The 25217-nt window shown below is 62.2% G+C and carries 19 protein-coding genes; 11 read left to right on the forward strand and 8 right to left on the reverse strand.

What is annotated here, in order from left to right:
* The first annotated feature begins 108 nt into the window (after positions 1-108).
* Genes HY852_RS00220 through HY852_RS00230 form a run of 3 tightly spaced genes read left to right on the forward strand, consistent with a single transcriptional unit; the run spans position 109 to position 4704 of the window.
* Positions 109-1128: a TRAP transporter substrate-binding protein gene (locus HY852_RS00220; protein ID WP_291601510.1), complete on the forward strand. Its 1020-nt coding sequence runs from the start codon at positions 109-111 to the stop codon at positions 1126-1128.
* Positions 1129-1147: 19 nt separating this feature from the next.
* Complete coding sequence (locus tag HY852_RS00225; RefSeq protein ID WP_291601512.1) at positions 1148-3034, forward strand: TRAP transporter large permease subunit; 1887 nt, start codon at positions 1148-1150, stop codon at positions 3032-3034.
* 26 nt (positions 3035-3060) lie between these two features.
* On the forward strand, positions 3061-4704 hold the full coding sequence (locus tag HY852_RS00230; protein ID WP_291601514.1) for an acyl-CoA synthetase: 1644 nt from the start codon (positions 3061-3063) through the stop codon (positions 4702-4704).
* 17 nt (positions 4705-4721) lie between these two features.
* Here HY852_RS00230 and HY852_RS00235 read toward each other — a convergent pair whose 3' ends face one another.
* Genes HY852_RS00235 through HY852_RS00260 form a run of 6 tightly spaced genes read right to left on the reverse strand, consistent with a single transcriptional unit; the run spans position 4722 to position 11374 of the window.
* Complete coding sequence (locus tag HY852_RS00235; protein WP_291601517.1) at positions 4722-5519, reverse strand: MBL fold metallo-hydrolase; 798 nt, start codon at positions 5517-5519, stop codon at positions 4722-4724.
* Entirely contained in the window at positions 5516-6307 is a 792-nt protein-coding gene (locus tag HY852_RS00240; protein ID WP_291601518.1) for a TatD family hydrolase, read from the reverse strand. The genes HY852_RS00235 and HY852_RS00240 overlap by 4 nt, the downstream gene beginning before the upstream one ends.
* A 12-nt stretch (positions 6308-6319) precedes the next feature.
* Positions 6320-8335 (reverse strand): methionine--tRNA ligase, encoded by a 2016-nt coding sequence (metG, locus tag HY852_RS00245; protein WP_291601520.1) that lies wholly within the window; start codon positions 8333-8335, stop codon positions 6320-6322.
* Between the two features lie 48 nt (positions 8336-8383).
* Positions 8384-9430 (reverse strand): DNA polymerase III subunit delta', encoded by a 1047-nt coding sequence (locus tag HY852_RS00250; RefSeq protein WP_291601522.1) that lies wholly within the window; start codon positions 9428-9430, stop codon positions 8384-8386.
* Positions 9427-10113, reverse strand: coding sequence for a dTMP kinase (gene tmk, locus HY852_RS00255; protein ID WP_291601523.1), 687 nt, complete (start codon positions 10111-10113; stop codon positions 9427-9429). Before tmk ends, HY852_RS00250 begins: the two co-directional genes overlap by 4 nt.
* A gap of 1 nt (position 10114) precedes the next feature.
* On the reverse strand, positions 10115-11374 hold the full coding sequence (locus tag HY852_RS00260; protein WP_291601525.1) for a D-alanyl-D-alanine carboxypeptidase family protein: 1260 nt from the start codon (positions 11372-11374) through the stop codon (positions 10115-10117).
* Between the two features lie 155 nt (positions 11375-11529).
* Between HY852_RS00260 and HY852_RS00265 the strand changes: the two genes are divergently transcribed.
* A complete protein-coding gene (locus HY852_RS00265; protein WP_291601529.1) occupies positions 11530-12483 on the forward strand; it encodes an alpha/beta hydrolase in 954 nt (317 codons plus the stop codon).
* Between the two features lie 16 nt (positions 12484-12499).
* Here the strand turns inward: HY852_RS00265 and HY852_RS00270 are convergent, their stop codons facing one another.
* Complete coding sequence (locus HY852_RS00270; protein WP_291601531.1) at positions 12500-13438, reverse strand: septal ring lytic transglycosylase RlpA family protein; 939 nt, start codon at positions 13436-13438, stop codon at positions 12500-12502.
* Positions 13439-14215: 777 nt separating this feature from the next.
* Here HY852_RS00270 and HY852_RS00275 point away from each other — a divergent pair.
* Positions 14216-14353 (forward strand): hypothetical protein, encoded by a 138-nt coding sequence (locus tag HY852_RS00275; protein ID WP_291601533.1) that lies wholly within the window; start codon positions 14216-14218, stop codon positions 14351-14353.
* Between the two features lie 113 nt (positions 14354-14466).
* On the opposite strand, the gene HY852_RS00280 is transcribed toward HY852_RS00275, so the two are convergent.
* Positions 14467-16233 (reverse strand): methyl-accepting chemotaxis protein, encoded by a 1767-nt coding sequence (locus HY852_RS00280; protein WP_291601535.1) that lies wholly within the window; start codon positions 16231-16233, stop codon positions 14467-14469.
* A gap of 618 nt (positions 16234-16851) precedes the next feature.
* On the opposite strand from HY852_RS00280, the gene HY852_RS00285 reads away from it, so the two are divergent.
* The 6 genes from HY852_RS00285 to HY852_RS00310 all read left to right on the forward strand — a co-directional run bounded on the left by HY852_RS00285 (position 16852) and on the right by HY852_RS00310 (position 25198).
* Positions 16852-18432 carry a methyl-accepting chemotaxis protein gene (locus tag HY852_RS00285; RefSeq protein ID WP_291601537.1) on the forward strand — a complete coding sequence of 527 codons (1581 nt, stop codon included), beginning with the start codon at positions 16852-16854 and terminating at the stop codon, positions 18430-18432.
* A gap of 17 nt (positions 18433-18449) precedes the next feature.
* Positions 18450-19601 carry a hydrogenase small subunit gene (locus tag HY852_RS00290; RefSeq protein WP_291601539.1) on the forward strand — a complete coding sequence of 384 codons (1152 nt, stop codon included), beginning with the start codon at positions 18450-18452 and terminating at the stop codon, positions 19599-19601.
* Complete coding sequence (locus tag HY852_RS00295) at positions 19598-21391, forward strand: nickel-dependent hydrogenase large subunit (protein WP_291601541.1); 1794 nt, start codon at positions 19598-19600, stop codon at positions 21389-21391. The genes HY852_RS00290 and HY852_RS00295 overlap by 4 nt, the downstream gene beginning before the upstream one ends.
* A gap of 18 nt (positions 21392-21409) precedes the next feature.
* Positions 21410-22102, forward strand: coding sequence for a Ni/Fe-hydrogenase, b-type cytochrome subunit (cybH, locus tag HY852_RS00300; RefSeq protein WP_291601542.1), 693 nt, complete (start codon positions 21410-21412; stop codon positions 22100-22102).
* 18 nt (positions 22103-22120) lie between these two features.
* Positions 22121-22609 carry a HyaD/HybD family hydrogenase maturation endopeptidase gene (locus HY852_RS00305; protein WP_291601544.1) on the forward strand — a complete coding sequence of 163 codons (489 nt, stop codon included), beginning with the start codon at positions 22121-22123 and terminating at the stop codon, positions 22607-22609.
* A 579-nt stretch (positions 22610-23188) separates the two neighbouring features.
* Positions 23189-25198 carry an acyltransferase family protein gene (locus HY852_RS00310; RefSeq protein ID WP_291601546.1) on the forward strand — a complete coding sequence of 670 codons (2010 nt, stop codon included), beginning with the start codon at positions 23189-23191 and terminating at the stop codon, positions 25196-25198.
* The last annotated feature ends 19 nt before the right edge of the window (positions 25199-25217 follow it).

Genomic DNA, 25217 nt, shown 5'->3' on the forward strand with positions numbered 1-25217 from the left:
CAATAAGCGGCATCTCGCGAGATCGCACATGACCCGGCTCCGGCAAAGGACGTCCGTCGAGATTGGCGTCTCACAAGAAACGGACAATTCTTCCTGGGAGCAAACAAGATGAGCTTTTCCCGTCGCACTCTTCTGAAGGCCTCCGCCGCGTCCGCGCTGCTGGGCGGCATCGGCGCGCCTTACGTGGCGCGCGCCCAGAGCGCCGAGTTCACGTACAAATACGCCAACAATCTGCCCGACAGCCATCCGATGAACGCGCGCGCCAAGGAAATGGCCGCCGCGATCAAGAAGGACACCAACGGGCGCTTCGACCTGCAGATCTTTCCGAACAACCAGCTCGGATCGGATACCGACATGTTGAGCCAGATCCGCTCCGGCGGCGTCGAGTTCTTCACGCTGTCTGGCCTGATCCTGGCTACGCTGGTGCCGGCGGCCTCGATCAACGGCATCGGTTTCGCGTTCCCGGACTACGACACGGTCTGGAAGGCCATGGACGGCGAACTCGGCGCCTATATCCGCGGCGAGATCAAGAAGTCCGGCCTCGAGGTGATGGACAGGATCTGGGACAACGGCTTCCGGCAGACCACCTCGTCGACCAAGCCGATCAACGGGCCTGAGGATCTCAAGGGCTTCAAGATCCGCGTTCCGGTGTCGCCGCTGTGGACCTCGATGTTCAAGGCATTCGATGCCGCGCCCGCTTCGATCAATTTCGCCGAAGTCTATTCGGCGCTGCAGACCAAGATCGTCGAAGGCCAGGAAAATCCGCTGGCAATCATTTCGACCGCCAAGCTCTATGAAGTCCAGAAGTACTGCTCGTTGACCAATCACATGTGGGACGGCTTCTGGTTCCTGGCCAATCGCCGCGCGTGGGAAAAATTGCCCGAGGACGTCCGCGCCATCGTCGCCAGGAACATCAACGCCGCCGGCGTCAATGAACGCGCCGATGTCGCCAAGCTGAACGCCAACCTGCAGCAGGAACTGGCCGGCAAAGGCCTGATCTTCAATCAGCCCAACACCGCCCCGTTCCGCGACAAGCTGCGCTCGGCCGGTTTCTACGCCGAATGGAAGGGCAAGTACGGCGATCAGGCCTGGGAGATTCTGGAAAAGGCCGTCGGCAAACTGTCGTAGACCGCCGGCGGGGGCCGTCATGGCTCGCGTGGAGATAACCGAAATCGAAGTGGGCGAGGTGGCCGTTCAGTCCCCTCGCCCGCCTTCCCTTACGGGTTTGCTTGAGTCCATCCTGGGCCTCGTGGTCGAGATCCCCGCGGCGATCCTGGTCGTCGCGGAGATCGTGATCCTGTTCGCGGGCGTTGTGGCGCGCTATGGCCTGCATCGACCGCTGATCTGGTCGGATGAGCTCGCGTCCATCCTTTTCCTGTGGCTCGCGATGCTTGGCGCTGCGGTGGCGTTCCGTCGTTCCGAGCACATGCGCATGACCGCCGTCGTCGCGAGTGCAAGACCTGCGCTACGGGCCTATCTCGACGTGGTCGCAACCTGCGCGGCGCTTGCCTTCCTGCTCCTCATCGTGTGGCCGTCCTACGAATACGCCTACGAGGAAAGCTTCATCACGACGCCGGCGCTGCAGATCCCGAACTGGTGGCGCGCCGCCGCATTGCCGGTCGGCATCTGTTTCATGGCACTTTTTGCCGTGCTGCGGCTGGCACGGAGCAGCGACTATCGGCTGGTTGCGGGCGCGCTCCTGTCGGTTGTCGTCGTAATCGGCCTGTTCTGGCTCGGGCAGCCATACCTGCGGCCGCTCGGCAACCTCAACCTCATCATCTTTTTCGTCGGCGTGGTCGGCTTTACGGTGTTTGCCGGCGTGCCGATTGCGTTCGCGTTCGGGCTGGCGATTTTCGGCTATCTGGCCCTGACGACGCATACGCCGGTCATGGTCCTGATCGGGCGCATGGATGAAGGCATGAGCCACCTCATCCTGCTCTCGGTGCCGCTGTTCGTATTCCTGGGGCTCTTGATCGAAATGACCGGCATGGCGCGGGCCATGGTGGCGTTTCTGGCGAACCTGCTCGGTCATGTGCGCGGCGGGCTGCATTACGTGCTCGTCGGCGCCATGTACCTGGTGTCGGGCATATCAGGCTCGAAGGCCGCCGATATGGCGGCCGTGGCGCCGGTCCTGTTTCCGGAAATGAAGCAGCGTGGCGCCCGCCCCGGCGACCTGGTTGCGCTTTTGGCGGCGACCGGCGCGCAGACCGAGACCATTCCGCCCAGTCTCGTGCTGATCACCATCGGCTCGGTTACGGGCGTATCCATTGCCGCGCTGTTCACCGGCGGCCTTCTGCCGGGCATCGTGCTGGCGATCACGCTCTCGGCCCTGATCTGGTGGCGCTATCGCGACGAGAATCTCAGCCATGTCCGGCGCGCCAGCGCAGGCGAGGTTGGAAGAACCTTCATCATCGCCCTGCCCGCGCTCGCCCTTCCCTTCGTGATCCGCTACGCGGTGGTCGAAGGCATTGCGACCGCGACGGAAGTCTCCACCATCGGCATCGTCTATGGCATCGTCGTCGGAATCCTGGTCTACCGCCGCTTCGATTGGCGCCGGCTGCTGCCGATGCTGGTGGAAACCGCGGCGCTTTCAGGCGCCATCCTGCTGATTATCGGCTGCGCCACCGGAATGGCCTGGGGCCTGACCCAGTCCGGCTTCTCCCGCTCGCTCGCGGCCGCGATGACCGGGCTGCCCGGCGGTGCGGCGACTTTCATCGCGGTTTCGATCGTGGCGTTCACGATCCTCGGCAGCGTGCTGGAAGGCATCCCCGCGATCGTGCTGTTCGGACCACTGCTGTTCCCGATCGCCCGCGCCGTAGGCGTGCACGAGGTCCATTACGCGATGATCGTCATTCTCGCCATGGGCATCGGGCTATTCGCCCCCCCGTTTGGAGTGGGCTATTATGCGGCCTGCGCCATCGGGAGGGTCGATCCGGCCGAAGGCATCAGGCCGATTTGGGGCTATCTGCTGGCGCTGCTCGTGGGACTGATCATCGTCGCGGTATTTCCGTGGATTTCGATCGGGTTCCTGTAAGGTTCAAAAAAAGCGGGAGGAAGCCGATGCGTGAAAACCATTACAATATCGGCCTGGACAAGAATCCGGCGAACTACGTGCCGCTGACGCCCTTGAGCTTTCTGGCGCGCAGCGCCGCCGTCTATCCGAACCATGTCAGCTCGGTCTACGAGGGCCGCAGCTTCACCTGGGCCGAGACCTATACGCGCTGCCGGCGCTTTGCCTCCTACCTTGCTGCCAAGGGCATCGGCATCGGCGACACGGTTGCGGCGATGCTACCCAACGTGCCGGCGATGGCCGAACTGCATTTCGCAGTGCCTATGGCGGGCGCGGTGCTGAATGCGCTCAACATCCGCCTAGATGCGCCCTCCATTGCCTTCCAGCTCGACCATGGCGGCGCCAGGATCATCCTGGTCGATCCTGAATTCGCCGGCGTGATCACGGATGCGCTGAGCCAGATGAAGGGGCCGAAGCCGTTCGTGATTGATGTCGACGATGCCTCGTTTGTCGGTGGCAGGCCGATCGGCCAGATCGAATATGAAGCTGCGGTCGCGCAAGGCGACGCCGATTTCACCTCGATCCTGCCCAGGGACGAGTGGGATGCGATCGCTCTGGGCTACACCTCGGGCACGACAGGCAATCCCAAGGGCGTCGTCACCCATCACCGCGGCGCCTACCTCAACGCGGTCAGCAATATCCTCGCGGCCAATCTCGGCCAGCACCCGGTCTATCTGTGGACGCTGCCGATGTTTCACTGCAACGGCTGGTGCTTCCCCTGGACGTTGGCTGCCGCCGCGGGCGTCAATGTCTGCCTGCGCAAGGTCGAGCCGACCAAGATCTTCGAGCTGATCAAGAAGCACGGCGTCACCCACATGTGCGGCGCGCCGATCGTCTACAACACGCTGATCAATGCGCCCGACGCCCCGAAGGGCAACGCCGCAAGGAGCGTGGTTGGCCTGATCGCCGGCGCGGCACCGCCGGTTGCCGTGCTCGAGGGCGCCGAAAGCATCGGCATCAAGCTCTGTCATGTCTATGGGCTGACCGAGGTCTATGGCCCCGCTTCCGTTTGCGCCGAGCAACCGGGATGGGATGACCTGCCTGCGCACGAGCGCGCAAGGCTGAAGCGACGGCAGGGCGTTCCCTACCCCCTGCAGGAAGCCGTGACCGTGCTCGATCCCGAGACCATGCGCGAGGTGCCACGCGACGGCGAGACCATTGGCGAGGTCATGTTCCGCGGCAATATCGTCATGAAGGGTTATCTGAAGAACGAGAAAGCGACCAGGGAGGCCTTCGCCGGAGGCTGGTTTCACACCGGCGATCTCGGCGTCGTCGACGAGCACGGCTACGTCATCATCAAGGACCGTTCCAAGGACATCATCATCTCCGGCGGCGAGAACATCTCGTCCGTCGAGGTCGAAGACGTCCTGTACAAGCACCCGGCCGTGCTTTTCGCGGCCGTTGTGGCAAAGCCCGATCCCAAATGGGGCGAGGTGCCGTGCGCCTTCATCGAACTGAAGGAAGGTGCCAAGGCGACCGAGGAGGAAATCATCGCCTATTGCCGAGGTCACCTCTCCGGTTTCAAGACGCCGAAAGCGGTGGTATTCGGACCGATCCCGAAGACCTCGACCGGCAAGATCCAGAAGTTCATGCTGCGCGATCAGGTCGGGTCAGCCAAGGCGATCGTTACATAGTCGGAGATCGAGGCCGGTTAGCCGATCGTCAGCCGCATGCCGTCATAAGCGGGCACGACGTGCGGCGGCAGCTTGTGGCGCAGCGTCTCGTAGTCGACGTCCGCCGCCATGTTGGTGATGATGGCGCGACGCGGCTTGAAGCGCTCGATCCAGGACAGCGCGTCGTCGATGCTGAAATGGCTGGGATGGCTGGTATAGCGCAGCCCGTCGACGATCCAGAGGTCCAGATCTTCCAGCGCACCCCAGCTCTCGGGCGGAATATCGTTGAGATCGGGCGTATAGGCGGCGTCGCCAATGCGAAAGCCGAGCGCGGGGATCTGGCCGTGTTGCACAGTGAACGCCGTTGTCTTCACCTCGCCGCCTCTTCCAACGATCGTCCGGGTCTCGCCCGATTCGATCGAATGGCGGACAAGAATGGGCGGGTAATCGCTGCCTTCCGGCGAGACGAAGCAATAGGAAAACCGCGCCATCACGTCTTTCGCGGTCGACAGATTGAAATAGACCGGGATGCGCTTGCGCATGTGGATCACGACCGAGCGCAGATCGTCCATGCCGTGGGTCTGGTCGGCATGCTCATGCGTCAGGAACACCGCATCGATGTGATCGACGTGAGCGTCGATCAGCTGCTCGCGCAGATCGGGCGAGGTGTCGATGATGATGCGCGTGGTGCCGTGCCCGGCAGTCTTTTCCGCCAACAGCGAGCAGCGGCGCCGGCGGTTCTTCGGATTGTTCGGATCGCAGGCGCCCCAACCGAGCGCCGGGCGCGGTACGCCGGCCGAGGAGCCGCAGCCGAGGATCGTCAATGTCAGCGTCATGCAACCCCTTTCGGGGCTGGCACCTTGGAGAACAGGCGGAAGAAATTCTCCGTGGTCTGGCGCGAGATCTCTTCGAGCGACACGCCTCTCGTCTCGGCCAGCACCCTGGCGACCTCAACGACATAGGCAGGCTCGTTGCGCTGGCCGCGGAACTTGCCAGGCGCAAGGTACGGCGAGTCGGTTTCCACCAGGATGCGGTCGGCCGGCAATTCTGCCGCCAGGGCGCGCAGGCTGTCCGATTTCTTGAAGGTCAGAATGCCGGTGAACGAAATCGACAGTCCCAGGGAGATCGCTTTCATCGCCAGTTCCCGCCCGCCGGTGTAACAATGCAGCACCGCGCGAAACGATCCTTTGCCCATCTCCTCTTCAAGGATGCGGCCGCACTCCTCATCCGCCTCGCGGGTGTGAATGACGAGCGGCAGCCCGGTGGCGCGCGCTGCCGCAATGTGGGCGCGGAAGCCCCGCTCCTGCGCCGCCGGCGAGCCGTGTTCGTAGAACCTGTCGAGCCCGGCTTCGCCGAGCGCAACCACCTTGGGATGCCGGGTCAGCGCGATCAACTCGTCAGGCAAGATGCCGTCTTCCTCGTCGGCGTGATGGGGATGCGTGCCGACCGAGCAATAGACGTTGTCGAAACGCTCGACGATCGCGATGAGCTCGTTCAGCCGCCGCACCCTGGTCGAGATCGTGACCATGCGGCCGACGCCGGCCGACGCCGCGCGCGCGACGAGCTGATCAAGATCAGCGGCGAAATCGGGAAAATCAAGATGGCAATGACTGTCGACGAGCATGGATCTCTGTGCTCACGCCGCATTCGGCTCGACATAACGGGGGAACACCGCTGACGGTGCCGGCAATGCGGTGCCGGGCGCAATGCGCCTTTCGCCGCCGAGCCTGGCGAAGCTGCGTTCGTCCGCCGGGATGCCGAGGCTGTCAAGCAATTTCGCCGAGGCCGCCGGCATCACCGGCTGGGTCAAGATCGCGATCTGACGCACCACTTCAGCCGTCACGTAAAGGACCGTCTTCTGGCGAGCCGGATCGGTTTTCGCCAGAGCCCATGGCGCCTCGCCCGCGAAATAGCGGTTGGCTTCCGCCACCACGGCCCAGACCGCGTTCAGATATTGATGGATCTGCTGCGTCGTCATCGCTTCGCGCGCCAGCGCGATCATGTCGTCTGCCTGCTCCAGCATGTTCTTGTCGTTCTCGCTGAATTCACCCGGCTCCGGCAGCACGCCGCCGAGCTGCTTGGCGATCATCGACAGCGAGCGCTGGGCAAGATTGCCGAGGTCGTTGGCAAGATCGGCATTGATGCGCGCGACGATGGCTTCGTGATTGTAGTTGCCGTCCTGCCCGAACGGCACCTCGCGCAGGAAGAAATAGCGCATCTGGTCGACGCCGTACTGGTCGGCGAGATTGAACGGGTCGACAACGTTGCCGACCGACTTCGACATCTTCTCGCCCCGGTTGAACAGGAAGCCATGGGCGAAGACGCGCCGTGGCACCGGAACGCCGGCCGACATCAGGAACGCCGGCCAGTATACGGCGTGGAAGCGGATGATGTCCTTGCCGATGATGTGGACGTCCGCCGGCCAGTAGCGCCAGTTGGGATCGTTCTCGTCGGGGAAACCGACGCCGGTGATGTAGTTGGTGAGCGCATCGACCCAGACATACATCACGTGCTCTGGCTCGCCGGGCACCTTGATGCCCCAATCGAACGTGGTGCGCGAAACCGAGAGGTCGCGCAGGCCGCTCTTCACGAAGCTGATCACCTCGTTCCTGCGCGACTCCGGACCGATGAAATCCGCCCGCTCATAAAGCGCCAGCAGCTTGTCCTGGTAGGCCGAGAGCCGGAAGAAATAGCTCTTCTCCTCGACCCACTCTACCGGCGAGCCCTGCGGGCCGAGGCGCACGCCGTCCTCGTTCACCCTGGTCTCGTCTTCGGCGTAATAGGCCTCGTCGCGCACCGAGTACCAGCCGGAATAGCTGTCGAGATAGATGTCGCCGTTGGCCTCCATGCGGCGCCAGATTTCCTGGACCGAACGGTGGTGCTGCTCCTCGGTGGTGCGGATGAAGCGGTCGAAGGAGACATTCAGCCGCTCGTCCATTTCCTTGAAGCGGCCGGCATTGCGAGCGGCAAGTTCCGCGGGTGTCATGCCTTCACTGGCGGCGGTCTGAATCATCTTCAGGCCGTGCTCGTCGGTGCCGGTCAGGAAGAACACGTCCTTGCCGTCCAGCCGCGCAAAGCGCGCGATTGCATCGGTCGCGATCGCCTCATAGGCGTGACCGATATGCGGCGTGCCGTTCGGATAGGCGATGGCGGTGGTGATGTAGAAGCTGTTGCGCGCAGGCGCGGGCGCGGGCGCCGGTGCTGCAGTCTGCGGGGCTGTTGCCGTCACGGGAGTCGGCCGCGCCTTGGCCTTCACCTTGGCTGGCGCCTTTTCTTTCTTGGGCGCGGGCGGCACGGTAGCTTCGATCACCGGCGCAGGCGTCCTCGCCTTGCTGACGGCTTTGTTCGCCAGCTTCCTGGTTTTCTTCCTCGACGCCGGCTTGGTGACCGATTTCTTGGCCGATTTCTTCGCCGATTTCTTGGCCGTTTTCGTGGTGGTCTTCCTGACGCTTTTTCTGGCCTTCGCCTTCCTGGTGCTCTTACCGGTGCTCTTACTGGTTCTCCTGGCGACGCGCGCCGACTTTTTCGCGCCCTTCTTCGCCCCCTTCTTGACGGTGCGCTTCCTGGCCGCGGCCTTCGCGGCGGCGCTTGCGCCCTTGCGCGACTTCTTTTGGCTCTTGCGTTTGACAGTTTTCTTTGGCGTCGCCACCACAAATTCCTCTACGGCTCGATCTTCGGAAATAATGATGCGGATACAGCGTCAGCGCGTCGCTTCGGCGAGCATCCCAAACACCGAAAAAACCAGCGGTTTTCGTTCCAGATTGTACGTCTCGGTATCGCGCGCGGCGCGAACGATCTTTTCCCATACCTCCGCCAGCCGTGCAAGGCGCGGCAGACTTGCATTGACATCGGCCTCCTCGGATCGCAGCCGCTCGGCCATCCAGCGATCAATGCTGTCGATGAAGGTGGCGAGGGCCGCGCGATCGCTGCCGCCGAGCGCATCGCCAAGGGCGTGCAGCTCGCGCGGATCGACACGCGGCAGGCCGGCCAGCAGCGCGGATATACGCTGCTGCAGAGTCAGGGCGTCGCCGCCGAGCAGCGTCAACGCGCGCGCGACGCTGCCTTCGGAGGACGCGGCGGCTTGCGCGAGGTCGGGATCGTCGGGTGCGAGGCCGGCGGCTTCGGAAGCTGCGCGGATCACACCACTGGTCGCCAGCGGCCGCAATCGCAGCTTCCGGCAGCGCGATTGAATCGTCGCAAGCACCCGCGCCGGGGCATGACTGACCAGGAGAAACAACGATCGCTGCGGCGGTTCCTCAAGAATCTTCAAGAGCGCGTTCGCCGCGTTCGGATTGAGCTCGTCGACGGTGTCGACGATGCAGACCCGCCAGCCCTCCGCCGCCGCGGTCGAGCCGAAGAATGCGATCGTCTCCCGCGTTTCGTCGACCGTGATCACGGTCCGCAGCACACCGCGCTCGTTCACTGTGCGCTCCAGCGCGAGCAGCCCGCCATGCGAGCCGGCCGCCACCTGGCGCGCAACCGCATCAGAGGGATCGACCCACAGGGTCTCGGCGCGCTTGACGCCTGGGGCAAGCGGGTCGCCATGCGCGAGCACGAAACGCGCCATGCGATAGGCCAGAGTCGCCTTGCCGATGCCCTGCGGTCCCCCGATCAGCCAGGCATGCGGAATGCGCCCGCTGCGATAGGCGTTGAGCAGGGCCGTCTCCGCCTCGCGATGGCCGAACAGGGCGCTCGTCTCGCGCGGATGGGGGATGGAGACCTCTCGTTCGGTCTGGCGCGCGCTCATGCCGTTGGAGCCGATGTTGGCAGCGTAAAGACATGGTCGCGCAATGCCTTCCAGACGCGGGCGGCGACCGTCTCCGGGTCGGCGTTGGCGTCGATCAGCACGCAACGCTGCTGATCCTCTGCGGCGATCTGGCGATAGGCTTGCCGGAGCTCTTCGTGGAACCGCAGGTTCTCGCCTTCGAACCGGTCCGGGGTGCCGTTGCCCCGCCGCTCGGCCGCGCGCTTCAAGCCGACCTCGACCGGCACATCCAAAATGATGGTGAGGTCCGGTTTCAGGTCGCCGATGGTGACGCGCTGCATCGCCTTGATGACGCCCATCGGGACGCTGCCGAGGCTGCCCTGATAGGCGCGCGTCGAATCGAAGAAGCGGTCGCACAACACCCAGGTGCCCTGGCTGAGCGCGGGCTGGATCACTGTGCGGACGTGGTCGTCGCGCGCGGCGGCAAACAGCAGCGTCTCGGCGTCGGGCCCCAGCAGCTTGCCCATGCCCGACAGGACGAGGTGCCGCATGATCTCCGCGCCCGGCGAGCCGCCCGGTTCGCGGGTGACGAGGGTCCTGAGCTTGGCGGCACTGAGCCGCTCGGCGAGCATCTTGATCTGGGTCGACTTTCCGGACCCCTCCCCGCCCTCAAAGGTGATGAAGCGTCCGCGTCCGGACGGCCGCTTGGCCTGTACCTCGCCCATATCAGAGCTTCTCGGCGCCTGCGCGGAAGGCCCCGATGACGAGCTCAGTCACGCCATCGAACGCCCGCCGCATGGTCGAACCGGCGCCTACCGCCTCCACCGCATGGACCGGTGTCTCCACCGCGACATTGGAGCCCCGCCACACCCGGACCACGCCGATCTGCTGGCCGGCCTCGATCGGCGCGCGCACCGGGCCGGTGTAGACGACGCGCGCGATCAATTTGTCATTGCCGTTCTTCTGCACCATCACTTTGACCGGCTCGCGGCTCGCCAGCTTGACCGAGCGGGCCTCGCCGCCGAACACCCTGGCGTAACCGACGACCTGGTTGGCCGGAATCAGCGTGCGGGTCTCGAAGTTGCGAAAGCCCCATTCGAGCATCTTCTTGGCTTCGGAGGCGCGATCGTCGGGATCATCCAGGCCGTTGACCACGACGATAAGCCGCGTGCCGTTCTGCACGACCGAGCCGACCATGCCGTAGCCGCCCTCCTTGGTGTAGCCGGTCTTGAGCCCGTCGGCGCCCTCGATCGCGTTGAGCAGCGGGTTGCGGTTCTGCTGCCGGATCTTGTTCCAGGTGAACTCCTTCTCCCCGAACAGCTTGTAGAATTCGGGATAGGCCAGGATGAGGTGGCGGGCGAGCATGCCAAGCTCGCGGACCGTCATCTTGTTGCCGGGATCGGGCAGGCCGCTGGCATTGGCGAAGGTCGACTTCGCCAATCCCAGTTCGCGGGCGCGCTTGGTCATGAAGTCGGACGCGAAGATGCGCTCGTTGCCGGCCATGCCTTCGGCGAGCGCCATGCAGGCATCGTTACCGCTCTGGATGATCGCCCCGTGGAGGAGGTCGTCGACGGAAACCTTGCTGTTGATCGCGGCAAACATGGTCGAGCCGCCGGAAGGCGCCCCTCCCCTGCGCCAGGCGTTTTCGCTGATCCGATACTCGTCGGTCAGCTTGATGTCGCCCTTCTTGAGGGCATTGAAGATGACTTCCGCCGTCATCAGCTTCATCATGCTGGAGGGCGCGCGCAGCTCGTCGGCGTTCTTCTCGAACAGCACGCCGCCGCTGGAAGCCTCGATCAGGATCGCGGTCGGCGCATCTCCGTCGAAGCCGCCCTCTTCCTTTTTGCCGCCCTGCACGCTCTGATTGGCGGCATGGAGCACTCCGGCCGAGCCGATGCACGCGGCAAGCGCGAGCGCGATCATCCCGCGCGCCAAAAGCCCAGCCGTGAGCCGGGTACGGCGGATCGGAGAGAGGTCGAATGCCATTGGCGAAGCCCTGAGTGCGGCGTTCTAACAGTTGGGCCATACGCAAACAACACGGGGCTTTCGCAGCATAGCCGAAGGTTGCGACATGTGCCGGACACCCCTATCGTGGCACCTTACGATTTTCGACCAAGCTCCTGAAACAAGGCGGAAAAGCGATGTCCTCCTCACGTAGCATTGCAGCCAACGGCATCGAGATCTTCGTTCGCGAAGAGGGACAGGGTCCGCTCGTCCTGCTGTGTCATGGCTGGCCGGAACTATCCCATTCCTGGCGCCACCAGATACCCGCCCTGGCGGCCGCCGGCTTCCGCGTCGTCGCGCCCGATATGCGCGGCTTCGGCCAGACCACGGCGCCCGCCGATATCGCGGCCTATTCGATTTTCCACACCGTCGGCGACATGGTCGCGCTGGTGGGCGCGCTCGGCGAAAAGCGCGCCATGATTGTCGGCCACGATTGGGGCGCGCCGGTCGCCTGGCATGCAGCACTGTTCCGGCCCGACATCTTTACGGCCGTGGCCGGCCTCAGCGTGCCGCCGCCGTTCCGCGGTCGCGGGCGTCCGCTCGATGTGCTGCGCCAGACCGGCATCACCAATTTCTACTGGCAGTACTTTCAGGAGCCGGGCATTGCCGAAGCCGAGTTCGAGCGCGACATCGCGCGCTCCATGCGGGTGCTCCTGGTCGGGCGTGGCCTTTCCGATCCCGTTTCCGGCCTGTTCGTCAAGGACGGCAAAGGCTTTATCGGGGACGCGACCGCGGATGGCCCGCTGCCGGAATGGCTGAGCGAAGCCGACCTCGCCCATTTCGTCGCCGCCTACCGGAAATCCGGTTTCCGCGGCGGTCTGAACTGGTATCGCAACATCGACCGCAATTGGGAACTGACCGCGCCGTGGCAGGACGCCCAGATCGGTCAGCCTTCGCTGTTCATCGCCGGATCGAGGGACGCCGTCATCACCGGCCTGATCGGCGCCAAGGCCGTCAACCAACTGGACCGCGTCCTGACCAATCTGAAGCAGAAGCTGATCATCGAGGGCGCCGGCCATTGGGTCCAGCAGGAGCGGCCCGACGAGGTGAATGCGGCGCTGGTCAAGTTCCTCAAGGACAACTCGACCTGAGCTTAGTCAGCGGAGCTCAGTAAAGGCCGCGGCCGCTCAACAGCTCGCTCTGGCTGCGCGACTCGGATGGCGCGAAAGCCGACACCGGCGCGGCATCGGACGCACGTCCTGCGTCGCTCTCGTAGGAAACGGAGCGCGGGTTGTCCAAGGTCCGTCCCCTCGAGCGGGCGCGGCCGGAAGCCGACATTTCCGAGGTCGCATTGATCGAGGCGACGTCGACGGTGGTATTGCCGAGGCTGTACGGTCTGCCCGATGGAAGCGGGATCTCGCCCCGAATCGGGCGGCCGGCGGCCGGCAGATCCGGCACGAACGAGTGGGCGGAGGCGACGCGAACCATCGAAGGCGCCGGCGCCGGCACGCCGGTGCGCAAAGTCGCCAACAACTGGCGATCGTCGGAGCCTTCGAGCGGTGCGCGGCCGACATATTCGACGCGCACCCGGGCCACGCCATTGCCTTTGAAATCAAGAAGTTCGGCGGCCTTGTTGGAAACGTCGATGAGACGGTTGCCGTGATAGGGCCCGCGATCGTTGACGCGCACGATCAGCGATTTGCCGTTAGCGACATTGGTAACGCGCGCGTAGCTCGGCATCGGCAGGGTCGGATGGGCCGCGGTGAGCGCGCCCATGTCGAAGACTTCGCCGTTGGCGGTGAGGCGCCCGTGGAAGTCGTCGCCATACCAGGAGGCCTGCCCCTCCGCGCGATAGTTCGTGTCTTCCTCCGGCACGTAGGTCCGCCCGGCAACCATGTAGGGCTTGCCGATGCGATAAGTGCCGCCGCCCTTGGGAACCGGTTCGCCCCAGGCCACGACGCGCGGGCTGGACGAAACGCCATACTTGGGATCAACGCGGCTGGCGAATTTCCCCGAGGAAGCGCAATTGGCCAGCGACAGACAAGCGGCGATCACAGCAACGCCGCGCGCTGCCCGCCAAACCGCATATGTCCGCAGAATCCCCATTCGCCCCAGATACCATTCCCCCGGATGTACGCCCACTTCGAGGCTTCGCCGGGCCTGTCCCAATGCGGCCCACCACCGCTTGGGAATGTGAAGATATCGCATCGCGAAGACGGCGGAAATGGGGATGACCTGGCCATGGTAAACCAATGGTTCGCAACCTTGCCCCGTCTGCCGGCCTCGGATGCCGCCGACGCGATCGCACCAAGCACCCTCGCCTGTCCCAGTTTCAGACAGGCCTGTTGCGGGAAATCCTCACTCCTCCCCGATTGCGCGGCGGGGCAACCGAATCCTTTTGACTGTGCAAGGCTGTACGCGTTTGCTCGCGATCGAGGGGCGCAACGGAAGTTCGCGATGATTGAGACGGTTTCAGCACTGATGGGCCTGGTTAGCGCAGGGATCTTCCTGGCCCACGCGCTTGAAGGGTATCGCTCGAGGGCGTGAATGCCCCGAGCTGCGGCACGCATCACCACTTTCAATTGAGCTTGTTCCTGAATTTTTTCGATAAGTCGAACGAGCATCGCGGGCGAAAGCGGCAGGTGTACCATGCGCAACCATGATCTGGTGTCCGACGGATTTCTGGCTTTGACCGCAGGCGGGCTCGTCCTGCTCTGCTCGGGACTCGTCGCATTGGCGTTCGTCTAGGCCGATGTTTCGCTGCCTCACGACCAAGCTGCCGCGCCTGCGGCAGTGCAGATCCTCGCTCTCATCTGCTTGATTGAATTTCGGCTTGCGGCGCCTCGACTTTCAAGGGGGCTATCACCAATGAGGGTGACGCGCATGCTCACCGAGAAGTTCTTCCTGGTGCTCGAGACGCTGATCCGGGCCGGCTCCCATGCCGAAGGAAGCCCTCGCGTGGTCAGCTGCTCGCCCCCCGTGGCGGTGAAGCTGTCGAACCACAACCAGTTCGGCGGCTGATAAGGCTGTTCGCTGCCCCACCCGTCGTCGACGCGCCGACGCCCTTGCGAACTCCCGGGCCGCAAGCACCCCCATGAAGGTGCGCTCGCACGATCGATCCTGCTTAACGGCAATCAGGCGGCCCGGGTCACACCATGCCCGCTATGGCGCCGCTCGGGCCCGTGATAATTTGGATCATGATGCTTGCGGCGATCCAGAGGGCCTTCACGCAAGTTGACGAAGAATTTTCGTACTTCCTGGGCAAGAACATCGGCCTCGCCGGTAAGCGACTCGGAACTGCCAAGCACCAGTTTGGAAGCGTCGGACGTATCCGTGATCAGGGCTTTGGCGCTCCCGACGTTCTTCGCCAGTTCTTCGTTTCCGCGGGCAGCAGATTGGGCGTTCTGCGAGATTTCCACGGTCGCGCTTGCCTGCTCTCTTACGGAACCGGCAACGGTCGCAGTCAACTGGTTGATCTCGCGCATTGCCGTGCCGATATCGCGAACCACGCCGACTGCAGCCGCAGTGGAGTTCTGGATTTCGGTGATATGCCCGGAAATCTCGGCCGTCGCCTTGGCCGTCTGACTTGCCAGTGATTTGACTTCCTGCGCGACCACTGAAAACCCGCGACCGGCGTCGCCGGCTCTGGCGGCCTCAATCGTGGCGTTCAACGCCAGCAGGTTTGTCTGCTCCGCAATCGCCTGAATGAGGGTGATGACGGTCCCGATCTTGTCGCTCGCCTGTACAAGCCCCTCCATCTGCTGGAGGGATTCCCGAGCCTTGACGTCCGCCGTCTGGACGATGTCGCTGGCCTGACCGATCTGGCGGCTGATCTCATCGATCGACGCGGATAGTTCTTCTGCCGCTGCCGCTACAGCATGCACATTCTGTGATGCATGCTCGGAGGCGTCGTTCGCCTTGATCGACTGCGAAGAGGCTCCCTGCGAGGCTTTGTTGATCCGCTCGGCCACAGTCTGCATGTTCGAGGCATTGGCTCGAACACGCTCGAGCGAGGCCTCGATGGATTTTCTGAATTGTTCGATTGATCCCTCGATGCGCGCGTTGTGCTCGTCGCGGCTTTTTGCGCGCTCGGCTTCCGCACGCTCCGACTCCAGCCTTCCGCGTTCCATCGCTTTCGTCTTTGACGTTTCGACGGCGGCCGCGATCTGGCCGATCTCGTCGCGCCTTCCCAGCCCGGGCAGAGCGATGTCGAACTGGCCATCGGCAAGGCGCAACACGGCTGTTTTCAGCGCGTTCAAGCGCACGGTAATGTCCCGAACGGATATGAATGCCGACCCCGCGACAAAGAACAGAACGATCGCGCTGACGATGAAGGCAATCTTCGCTGCGCGGTTACGCTCGACTGCGAGGTCGTCATTGTAGACCCCGGTTCCGATAACCCAGCCCCACGGTTCGAACAGTGAAACGAACGAACTCTTGTCAACCGGGTGATCGCGACCCGGCTTCGGCCACATGTAATCGACGACGCCCTGGCCTTGAGCCTTGGCGACCTTTACGAATTCCACGAAAAGGGCTTTTCCGTTTGGATCCTTGTAGGTGGAGAGATCCTGGCCGTTCATTTCCGGCTTCATCGGATGCATGACCATTCGCGGTTGCATGTCGTTGATCCAGAAGTAATTGTCCCCCCGATAGCGGAGTTTCCCGATCAGCTCCATTGCGCGCTTTTGCGCGTCTTCCCTGCTTACCTCTTTGCTCTCGGCCCGGGCGTGCTGCTCGACAATGATGCCCCTGGCGCTCTCGACCAGCGCTTTCAGTTCTTCGTGGCGGAGGTCTGTCAGTGAGTCGTTCTCAAAATGAAGAAGCGTCACAACAACGGCGGCTAGTCCGACTGCAAAGGCCAGAACCGCTCCATAGAGTCGTTCACGAATGCCAAAAACCATCCTAAGTCCCCCGTGATATGGATGGATCGAAGACCACGAAGACCCTGGGGCCGATTCAACCAGAAGTGATTCGCGCGCTTGAACATCAACTGTGCCGTACAGCGGTATCCAGAAGTTAAAGGAACGGTCCGTACTTCTACCTAGGACCGTTCGCCTGCTGCGTCTTGTGGATCGTTGACGACACTCGCTCGCATTTGGACAGCGGCACCCGTGGTGTTCCTTGTCGTGATCCGCCGGGCCGATCGACCCAGGCGCCCGCGAGATTGCGGAGACCAACGTCGACGCCGCGCTCTCCTGAGGTGAAGCATCAGTTCGCGTCGTCACGCTACAATCAGATCGAGAAGCGTTGTCGTTCGCAGAGCGTGACACTCTCGACAGTTGCTGCGCTTGCGCCACGCACCGGAACGCGCTGTTGTGTCACCAAACGTGAGTCTCACTCTCCCTCCGCATTCCGTGTTTCCATGTCCTACAATTTTCCTTCTGCTTCCCGCGCCTTTGCCGGCGGGAACGAACTGAACGCCTTCGGCAAGGCCGTTCGCGCGATGTTTTCGGGTTTTCGACAACGTCAAGCTTGCAACGGTCAGCAAGATCATCACGGCACTCACGGCGCTGCTGCTCGTGGTCGGCATCCTTGCAGTCGGCGTGACGATGAGAAACGTCTCTACCATCTCGGTCGTTTGGCGTGATTTCGACACCGGCCTGGGACGGCGGATCGACTTGTTCGCGTCATTGCGCGGCTATCTCGGCTACGGGGGGTTCATCCAGCACTGGGATGCCTGGCGCGGTGGCGACGAGGCCATGCGTGCCAAGGTGATGGAGGATATCCAGCATATAAAGTCGCTGCAGCCGGCATGGCTCGGCGCTCGCCCGAAGGAGGCCGAGAGAAAGGCTTTGCTGGCGATCATGGATACCGTCGACGCTTATCAAAGAGTTTTGACGTCGAACGCGAAGAACGAAACCGTCGATGGCGGAAAAATGCGTGAGGCACTGACGCAGATCGCCGACAGTTTGAAAGCCGAGCGCCACGACGGGGCTGAGCTTGTCGAGGATTCCGTGTGGAAACTGGGCTCGACCGTCGGCAGCGTCATGGGGTTTTCCGCCGTTTTCCTCATTCTGCTGTCGCTGTTCTATTTGTGGTTCACGCGCTTCCGGGTGGTTGTCCCCATACGTCTGTCCATGGAGGCGATGCAGCGCCTTGCCGACGGCAACAAGCAAATTGTCGTTCCCTATACCAACAAGAAAGACGAAATCGGCAATATGGCGCGCACGGTGGAAACCTTCCGCCAAAGCATGATCCACGCGGACGAACTGGAATTCTCCAAGCGGGCCGCCGACCAGGCCATCATCGCGCAAGGTGCGCGGCGTGCCGAGTTGACCGACTCCTTTGGAGTGTCTTCCGACAAACTCCTGAACATCGTCGATAACGCCGTGGCCAATGTGCGCGAGACGGCTGGCGATGTGCGTGTTCTCGCGGAAAGGACGGGCAAGGAAACCGAAGAAGTTACCCATGCCGCGCAAACGGCCACGAACAACGTTCGCGACGTAGCGGAAGCCACCGAACAGCTGAATGCCTCCATTCAGGAAATCGCCAGCCGCGTGGAGGAGTCGACGGCGATTACCCGAAATGCAGTCGATGGCATTTCGGCGTTGGACAAGACGATGGGAGAGTTGTCCACGGCGGCACAAAGAATTGGTGAGATTGTCGCCATGATCGAACAAATCGCCGGGCAAACAGATCTCCTGGCTCTGAATGCCTCCATCGAGGCGCAGCGCGCGGGGGCGGCAGGAAGAGGCTTTGCCGTCGTTGCCAACGAGGTGAAGGTGCTTGCCGGACAAACAGCCAAGGCAACGCAGGACATCGGCGGGCAGGTTCAGCAAATCCAGAGCAAGACGTTTGCGTCTGTGTCGGCGCTGAAGGAGGTCGCAGAAACGGTGACTAAGGCCGATTCAATCGTCGCCAGCATCGCCTCCGCGGTCGAGGAGCAGTCTGCTGTGGCCGGCGGAATTGCCAGAAACATTGGCGAGGCGGCCCGAAGCAATGATGCCGTGGCCGAAAGTATGTTGCGATTGTCTGCCCAGGCTGCCGACGTCGGCAACAAATCCGTGGAGATGGGCAGCGTGATCGAGCAGCTCGGCAAGGAGGCGTCGACCATGCAGAAGACCGTCCGCGAATTTCTCGGCGAAGTGCGCAAGAGTTGAGCCCCCAGGAGGAACGTATGGCAGATGCGATTGATCGTCCGCCTTCGCGCATTGTTGCGACGACCGCCGATGTTATCGCCGCGCGCGGCATTCCGCGGCGCGATTTTCTGGGCTTCTGTTCGGTCATGGCCATGATGCTGGGCCTGGGGCCGACAGGTTGGGCGACAGTCGCACGCGCCCTGGAGACCAAGCCGCGCATTCCGGTTTTGTGGCTGCACGGGCACGAATGCACCTGCTGTTCGGAGAGCTTCATCCGTTCCAGCCATCCACAGGTTTCGGATGTCGTGCTGTCGATGATTTCCCTCGATTACGACGACACGATCATGGCGGCTTCGGGCACGCAGGCGGAGTCCATCGTCGATGAGATCATGCGCGACTGCAAAGGCAGCTATATTCTTGCCGTTGAAGGAAACGTCCCGCTCGCCAACAACGGGTGGAACTGTATCGTCGGCGGACGTCCGTTCCATAAGGTCCTGAACGAAACAGCGCGCAACGCCCGCGCCATCATCTCATGGGGCACATGCGCTTCCTTCGGTTGCGTGCAGGCGGCCAAACCCAACCCTTCGCAATCCACGCCGATCTACAAGCTGGTCAAGCATGTTCCTGTCATCAACGTGCCGGGATGTCCGCCGATTGCCGAGGTTATGACGGGTATCCTGACCTACATTCTGGCGTTCGACCGTCTGCCCGAACTCGACACCAAGTTGCGCCCCAGAATGTTCTATGGCCAGCGCATCCACGACAAGTGTTATCGCCGCGCCCATTTCGACGCCGGTCAGTTTGTCGAGTCATGGGACGACGAAGGCGCTCGGCTCGGCTATTGCCTGTACAAAATGGGATGCCGCGGTCCGACGACATACAACGCCTGCTCCACGATCGGCTGGAATGACGGACTTTCCTTTCCGATCAAGTCCGGCCATGGCTGCATCGGTTGTTCGGAGGATGGTTTCTGGGATCGCGGTCCATTTTACGAGAGATTGCCGCATCTGCATCAGTTTGGCATCGAGTCAACCGCGGACAAGATCGGGTTGGGGGCAGTCGTCGGTCTTGGGGCTGCAGTCGCTGTGCACGCCGCCATCAGCGCCATCAAGAGCGTTGCCGAAAGGAGTTCGGGAAAGGAAGAGGACACCGGGCATCCGCGCAGCAATGAAACGGACAACAGGTCATGAGCCGAACAACTCCCAACGGTTTTGTTCTTGAGGAAACAAGCCGTCGCGTTGCCATCGATCCGATCACGCGCATCGAAGGGCATTTGCGTATCGAACTCAATGTCGACGACAAGAACGTCATCCGGAACGCTGTTTCCGTGGGTGCGATGTGGCGCGGGCTCGAGGTCATCCTTCAGGGGCGCGACCCGCGCGATGCCTGGGCGTTCGTCCAGCGCATCTGTGGCGTTTGCACCGGCGTGCATGCCATTGCCAGCGTTCGTTCGGTTGAAGATGCCCTTGGGATAGAGTTGCCGCAAAATGCCAACCTGATCCGCAATATCATGATGCTGACGCTCTACGCGCAGGACCATCTGGTGCACTTCTACCATCTGCATGCGCTCGATTGGGTCGATGTCCTTTCGGCGCTGCGCGCCAGTCCGGTCGAGACGGCGGCGCTGGCGCAGTCGATCTCCTCGTGGTCGAAGTCGTCGGCCGGCTATTTCAAGGACGTGCAAACGAAATTGACGAACTTCGTAGGCTCCGGGCAATTGGGGCCGTTCCGCAATGGCTATTGGGGGCATGCGGCGTACAAACTGCCGCCTGAAGCCAACCTTATGGCGGTGGCGCATTATCTTGAGGCGCTCGATTTCCAACGCGAGATCGTCAAGATTCACGCCATCCTCGGCGGCAAGAACCCGCATCCGCACTGGCTGGTAGGCGGCGTGCCATGCGCGATCAACGTGCACGGCACCGGCGCCGTGGGCGCTCTGAACATAGAACGTCTCAATATGGTGCGGGAGATCGCGAACAGGACCCGCGAGTTCATCGACCAGGTCTATATTCCCGACCTGCTGGCCATCGCGTCGTTCTACAAGGATTGGGCTGCGATCGGCGGAGGCTTGTCGTCGAAAAACCTGATGTCCTACGGTGAGTTTCCCTCGCATGCGAACAACTCGTCCAACGACAATCTGGGCATGCCGCGCGGTGCTATTCTGGGCGGCGATCTGTCCAGGCTGCACGAGGTCGACCTGAAGGACCCTGCCCAGGTCCAGGAATTCGCGTCTCATGCCTGGTACAAATACCCCTCAGGCAACGAGGGCCTTCATCCCTGGGACGGCGTAACGGAATGCGATTTCCGCCTCGGCTCCAAAGGCAAAATCGAGCAGGACCGCCTGATCAATGTCGATGAATCCGAGAAGTACAGTTATGTGAAGGCGCCGCGTTACAAGGGGGAGGCGATGGAAGTCGGCCCGCTCGCCCGTTTGGTGATCGCCTATGTCGCCGGGCGCAAAGACATCAAGGAATTGGTCGATGGAGCGCTGCGCAAGCTCGATGTTCCCTTGACCGCGCTGTTTTCCACGCTGGGTCGCACCGCGGCGCGCGGTCTTGAGGCGCAATGGGCGGCGGCGCGTCTGGTCGAAACCGTCGATGATCTGTTTGCCAATATCCGCAACGGCGACATCAATACCGCCAACACCGAGAAATGGGAGCCGAAGACTTGGCCGACCCTGGCCAAAGGCGTCGGCAGTTGCGAGGCGCCACGTGGCGCGCTGGGGCACTGGATCGTCATCAGGGATCAGAAGATCGCCAACTACCAGTGCGTGGTGCCGTCGACCTGGAACGCTTCATCGCGCGATCCGAAAGGCAACATAGGCGCCTACGAGGCCGCGCTTCTCGGCACGCCGATGGTGGATCCCGAGCGCCCGCTGGAAGTCCTGCGCACCATCCACAGTTTTGATCCTTGCCTGGCGTGCGCGACGCATTTGTATGGTCCGGATGGTGCGCCGCTGGCATCAGTCGATGTCCTCTAGCGGGATACCGAGGATGACATGACCTATTGCGAGATTCCGGACGACGGCACAATACCGCCTCCCATCGTCACGCATGATGCCCCATCGCGAATTTGCCATTGGGCATCGGTGATCTGCGTTCTCGCGCTTATCGTGAGCGGCTATTTTATCGGAGAGCCCCTACCCTCTGTCGGTGGAGATACGTCCGAACTTTATACGATGGGCGATATACGCTTCGTTCATCTCGCGGCCGGACAATTGTTCTCGGCCTTCTTCCTGTTTCGTGTGTATTGGGCCTTCCGGAAGAAAGGCTACGCACGGCAAATGTTCTTGCCGGATTTCTGGACGAAAAGCTGGTCGGATGGGATCGTCGCGCAAGTAAAATGGAATCTGATGTTGCTGCCGCGTTCGCCGCGCTATGTCGGGATAAATCCATTGGCGGCAACCACGGGTCTGTTGCTGTACGTGCTTCCGGCCGTGCTGACGATTCTCACCGGCTTCGCCATGCTGGCCGAAGTGGCCGGGCATGATTCCTGGCAATATCGCTTGTTCGGATGGATGATGATCATCTTTCCCAACACGCTTGATCTGCATCTGGTTCATCGCGTGTGCATGTGGATCATCGTCTTTTTTGTTTGTTTGCACATCTACATTGCGATCCGCGACGACATCCTGTCGCGTCAAACCCTGATATCGTCCATGTTGTCGGGCGAGCGGCTTTTCCGCCGTTGATCCGTTTGGGATCCCTTGATGCCCTCCCCTTGTCTCGTACTCGGCGTCGGAATTACTCTGTGGGCGGACGAAGGTGTCGGACCCCGGTTGATCGAGGTCTTGAGTCAACGGTTCGATATCCCCGGAGCTGAACTGGTCGACGGCGGGACGCAGGGGCTCTATCTCTTGCCGATTGTGTCGGAAGCGGAAAGACTGCTGGTATTCGACGCCGTCAGACTGGGACATGCGCCGGGCACCGTTGTCGTTCTGCAGGACGGGGAGATCGACACTGTGTTTCGTGGCGCGCTCTCCCTGCACCAAACCACACTGCACGACTTGCTCGGTTCAGCCCGGCTGATCGGGCAAAATCCCCGGCAGGTTGTATTGATCGGTGTCGAAGCGGAAGACACGGAGAACTGGGGCGGCAATATTACTATTACTGTAGCCCGCGCCATGGAGGAGGCTTTACGTCAAGCTGAGGCGGTATTGCGCGGCTGGGGCCTCTCTCTTATCGCCAGAAGTGACTAGCCGGAAGTTGGCCTATGGCTCAGCGACGGCTCAGCTCCGGGCATTCCTGGAGGAAAACGAATCGTTCATAGCGCGGATGCGCTACGTCGATCTCACTCTTTCCGCTGCGCTCCGATGACCATCACTGCTCGGCTCGGCGTGAGCGAGGGCGAGCTCCCGGCGGACTGATCGATGGTGTTTGCGGCGGCGTTGTCCACCGCGCGCCCCGAAGCCGCCCGAATCTCGATCGCAACTACACGCAACGGCGGATACAACGTCGACCAGCTGATCGACTATTCCATCCGGCATCCCCATGTCCCCCAGCCGGATGGAAGCTGTTTTCCGGCGAGTGCTGCCGAACAGGCGAGCTCTTGCCGTCGCAGGTGGCCCCCGTGCGGCGATTTCCTTCCCTTGCCGAAATTATACCGGCCGGTTTGCACATCACCGACGCCGGTATTTTACCGCCGATTCCAAGCTGGCCCAAATGGACAGCTTGGCGCGCAAGGCTTCCCGGCCTTTCCCGATTGACTCAGGCCCGATTGACTCCGGCTTTGCTTGAGGGTTGATGACGTAACCGGGGATACACGAACGAAAGTGGGCATGGCGGATTCGGGGGCCGTTCTTGCGGCAACAAGCAAGCATCAAAGTGCAGAGTCCTTCCGCCTGGATATCAACGCGCTGCGGGCGCTTTCGGTGGTCGCTGTCGTTGGCTATCACCTCCAGATTCCAGGGTTTGCCGGAGGCTTTGTCGGCGTCGACATCTTCCTGGTGATCACCGGCTATCTGATGACGGGCAAGGTGCTGAAGGACCTGGCGGCGGGTCGCTTCTCCTATTTCAACTTCGGCATGCTGCGGATGCGCCGGATCTATCCGGCGCTTGCGGTTGCAACCGCAGCAACCCTCGCCATTGGCTGGTTCGTTACCTTGCCGGGCGAATACCTGAAGCACCTGCTGCAGGCGCTGTCTGCGCTGACATTCGTTTCGAATTTTGCGTTCAACAGCGACAGCGGCTATTTCGCCAGGGCTGCCCAGACCAAGCCCCTCCTACACACATGGTCACTTTCGGTCGAGTGGCAGTTCTATGTCGTGATGCCTTTTGTGGCTTCGCTGGTATGGCGCCTGGCCTCAAAGTCGAAGGCCCAGATCAGCAAGGTGATAATCGCAATTGAGGTCGTTGCCGCCCTGTCACTGGCGTGGTGTTTGTGGCAGAGCCGAACCGACGCGACGGGATCGGCCTTCTTCTCCCTGCCCGCGAGAGCCTGGGAGCCATTGTCTGGTGGGTTGATCGCCGCTGCCGAGATCCGGCGGCAACCTGAACGTGGCTCGAAAGCGTGGCTGGAAACACCGATCATAGCCGCGCTGGGCTGGGCGCTCGTCGTGGGCTGCATCGCCTATCCTCTACCTGAATCCCGATGGCCGGGCGTGCTCACAATCCTTCCGATCCTGGGCGCTGCGATGATCGTCGCGGCGCGACAATGGGCCGGCGGAGGCGGCTTGCTTGCCATATCTCCGATCCAGCGCATCGGCGACTGGTCCTATTCGATCTATCTCTGGCACTGGCCGATATGGGTTTTTGCGCTCAGTTGGCTGTCGCTGCGCGGCTACAGTGTGGACGCGATGCAGAAGGCGTGGATGGTGCTTGCATCGCTTGTCCTCGGCGCGTCGTCATATCGCTACATCGAACAGCCGGTGAGAACGCGGCGGGAATTCTGGACGCCCCGCAGGCTGCTGGCGAGTTCTGGAGCAGCGCTCGCGCTGTACGTCGGGTTCGTGGCAGCAGCTTTCGTGAATCATGGTTTTCCCAATCGACTGCCGGAGTACCTGCGGCCAGCCGAACTGGCGAGAAGGACGAACACGCCGCGGGACGAGTGTTTCAGAAACTCGAATTCCACAAAGAAGGCGCGCGAGACTTATTGCAGCTTCGGTGCCGAAGCGACCCTCGGAAAGCCGACTGCAATCCTGTGGGGAGATTCGTTCGCCAATCAGTACCTCGAACCGCTTTCGTCGGCTGCGCTCGCAAGCGGAGTCCACGGGCTGATCGCCACCCAGAGCGGGTGCAGGGCCTTCATCGACGATGCCGGGCGCAACTCCGGAGATCAGCGACTGTGTCGGGAATTCAACCAGAGCACGCTCGCGTTCGTGCTGGAGCATGCTCAACCGAGCATCATTGTGCTTGGAGGCAACTGGGGAAGTGCCATCGAGACATCTGCCCTGGCCGACAGGCTGCTTGCTGCCGGCAAGACCGTCATCCTGATAATGCCGTTACTGAATATCGGTTTCGACGTGCCGCAACGGTGGATCGAAAGTCAGCTCCGGGCGGGAAAGGCCATCGACGAGTGGAAGGTGGACGCCGATCCCATCCTGACGATGAGCGACTTTCGGGCTGAGATCGCTCAAGGCCTGTCCAGGCACAGGGACAATCCTCGACTCGTGACCGTCGATCCGCAGTCGATGGTCTGCGAACGAGGTCATTGTTATCTGGTCAGAAATGGCCAGGCCAATTTCCGCGACACCGCCCACATCTCCAACGTCAACGCGATCCAGTACAGGGACATGTTCGAGGTGGCGTTCAGGTCGGCCCTCCGCGCCGAAACCGAAGCAAGAGAATAGCTCCGCGCTCAAAGTAGCA

This window comes from Bradyrhizobium sp. (assembly GCF_016213215.1).
GTDB lineage: Bacteria > Pseudomonadota > Alphaproteobacteria > Rhizobiales > Xanthobacteraceae > Bradyrhizobium.

What these genes read in the sequence shown, in the direction of transcription:
- HY852_RS00220 (WP_291601510.1), top strand. Translation starts at nt 109, where the DNA reads ATGAGCTTTTCCCGTCGCACTCTTCTGAAGGCCTCCGCCGCGTCCGCG.
- HY852_RS00225 (WP_291601512.1), top strand. Translation starts at nt 1,148, where the DNA reads ATGGCTCGCGTGGAGATAACCGAAATCGAAGTGGGCGAGGTGGCCGTT.
- HY852_RS00230 (WP_291601514.1), top strand. Translation starts at nt 3,061, where the DNA reads ATGCGTGAAAACCATTACAATATCGGCCTGGACAAGAATCCGGCGAAC.
- HY852_RS00235 (WP_291601517.1), bottom strand. Translation starts at nt 5,519, where the DNA reads ATGACGCTGACATTGACGATCCTCGGCTGCGGCTCCTCGGCCGGCGTA.
- HY852_RS00240 (WP_291601518.1), bottom strand. Translation starts at nt 6,307, where the DNA reads ATGCTCGTCGACAGTCATTGCCATCTTGATTTTCCCGATTTCGCCGCT.
- HY852_RS00250 (WP_291601522.1), bottom strand. Translation starts at nt 9,430, where the DNA reads ATGAGCGCGCGCCAGACCGAACGAGAGGTCTCCATCCCCCATCCGCGC.
- tmk (WP_291601523.1), bottom strand. Translation starts at nt 10,113, where the DNA reads ATGGGCGAGGTACAGGCCAAGCGGCCGTCCGGACGCGGACGCTTCATC.
- HY852_RS00260 (WP_291601525.1), bottom strand. Translation starts at nt 11,374, where the DNA reads ATGGCATTCGACCTCTCTCCGATCCGCCGTACCCGGCTCACGGCTGGG.
- HY852_RS00265 (WP_291601529.1), top strand. Translation starts at nt 11,530, where the DNA reads ATGTCCTCCTCACGTAGCATTGCAGCCAACGGCATCGAGATCTTCGTT.
- HY852_RS00270 (WP_291601531.1), bottom strand. Translation starts at nt 13,438, where the DNA reads ATGGGGATTCTGCGGACATATGCGGTTTGGCGGGCAGCGCGCGGCGTT.
- HY852_RS00275 (WP_291601533.1), top strand. Translation starts at nt 14,216, where the DNA reads ATGCTCACCGAGAAGTTCTTCCTGGTGCTCGAGACGCTGATCCGGGCC.
- HY852_RS00280 (WP_291601535.1), bottom strand. Translation starts at nt 16,233, where the DNA reads ATGGTTTTTGGCATTCGTGAACGACTCTATGGAGCGGTTCTGGCCTTT.
- HY852_RS00290 (WP_291601539.1), top strand. Translation starts at nt 18,450, where the DNA reads ATGGCAGATGCGATTGATCGTCCGCCTTCGCGCATTGTTGCGACGACC.
- HY852_RS00295 (WP_291601541.1), top strand. Translation starts at nt 19,598, where the DNA reads ATGAGCCGAACAACTCCCAACGGTTTTGTTCTTGAGGAAACAAGCCGT.
- cybH (WP_291601542.1), top strand. Translation starts at nt 21,410, where the DNA reads ATGACCTATTGCGAGATTCCGGACGACGGCACAATACCGCCTCCCATC.
- HY852_RS00305 (WP_291601544.1), top strand. Translation starts at nt 22,121, where the DNA reads ATGCCCTCCCCTTGTCTCGTACTCGGCGTCGGAATTACTCTGTGGGCG.
- HY852_RS00310 (WP_291601546.1), top strand. Translation starts at nt 23,189, where the DNA reads ATGGCGGATTCGGGGGCCGTTCTTGCGGCAACAAGCAAGCATCAAAGT.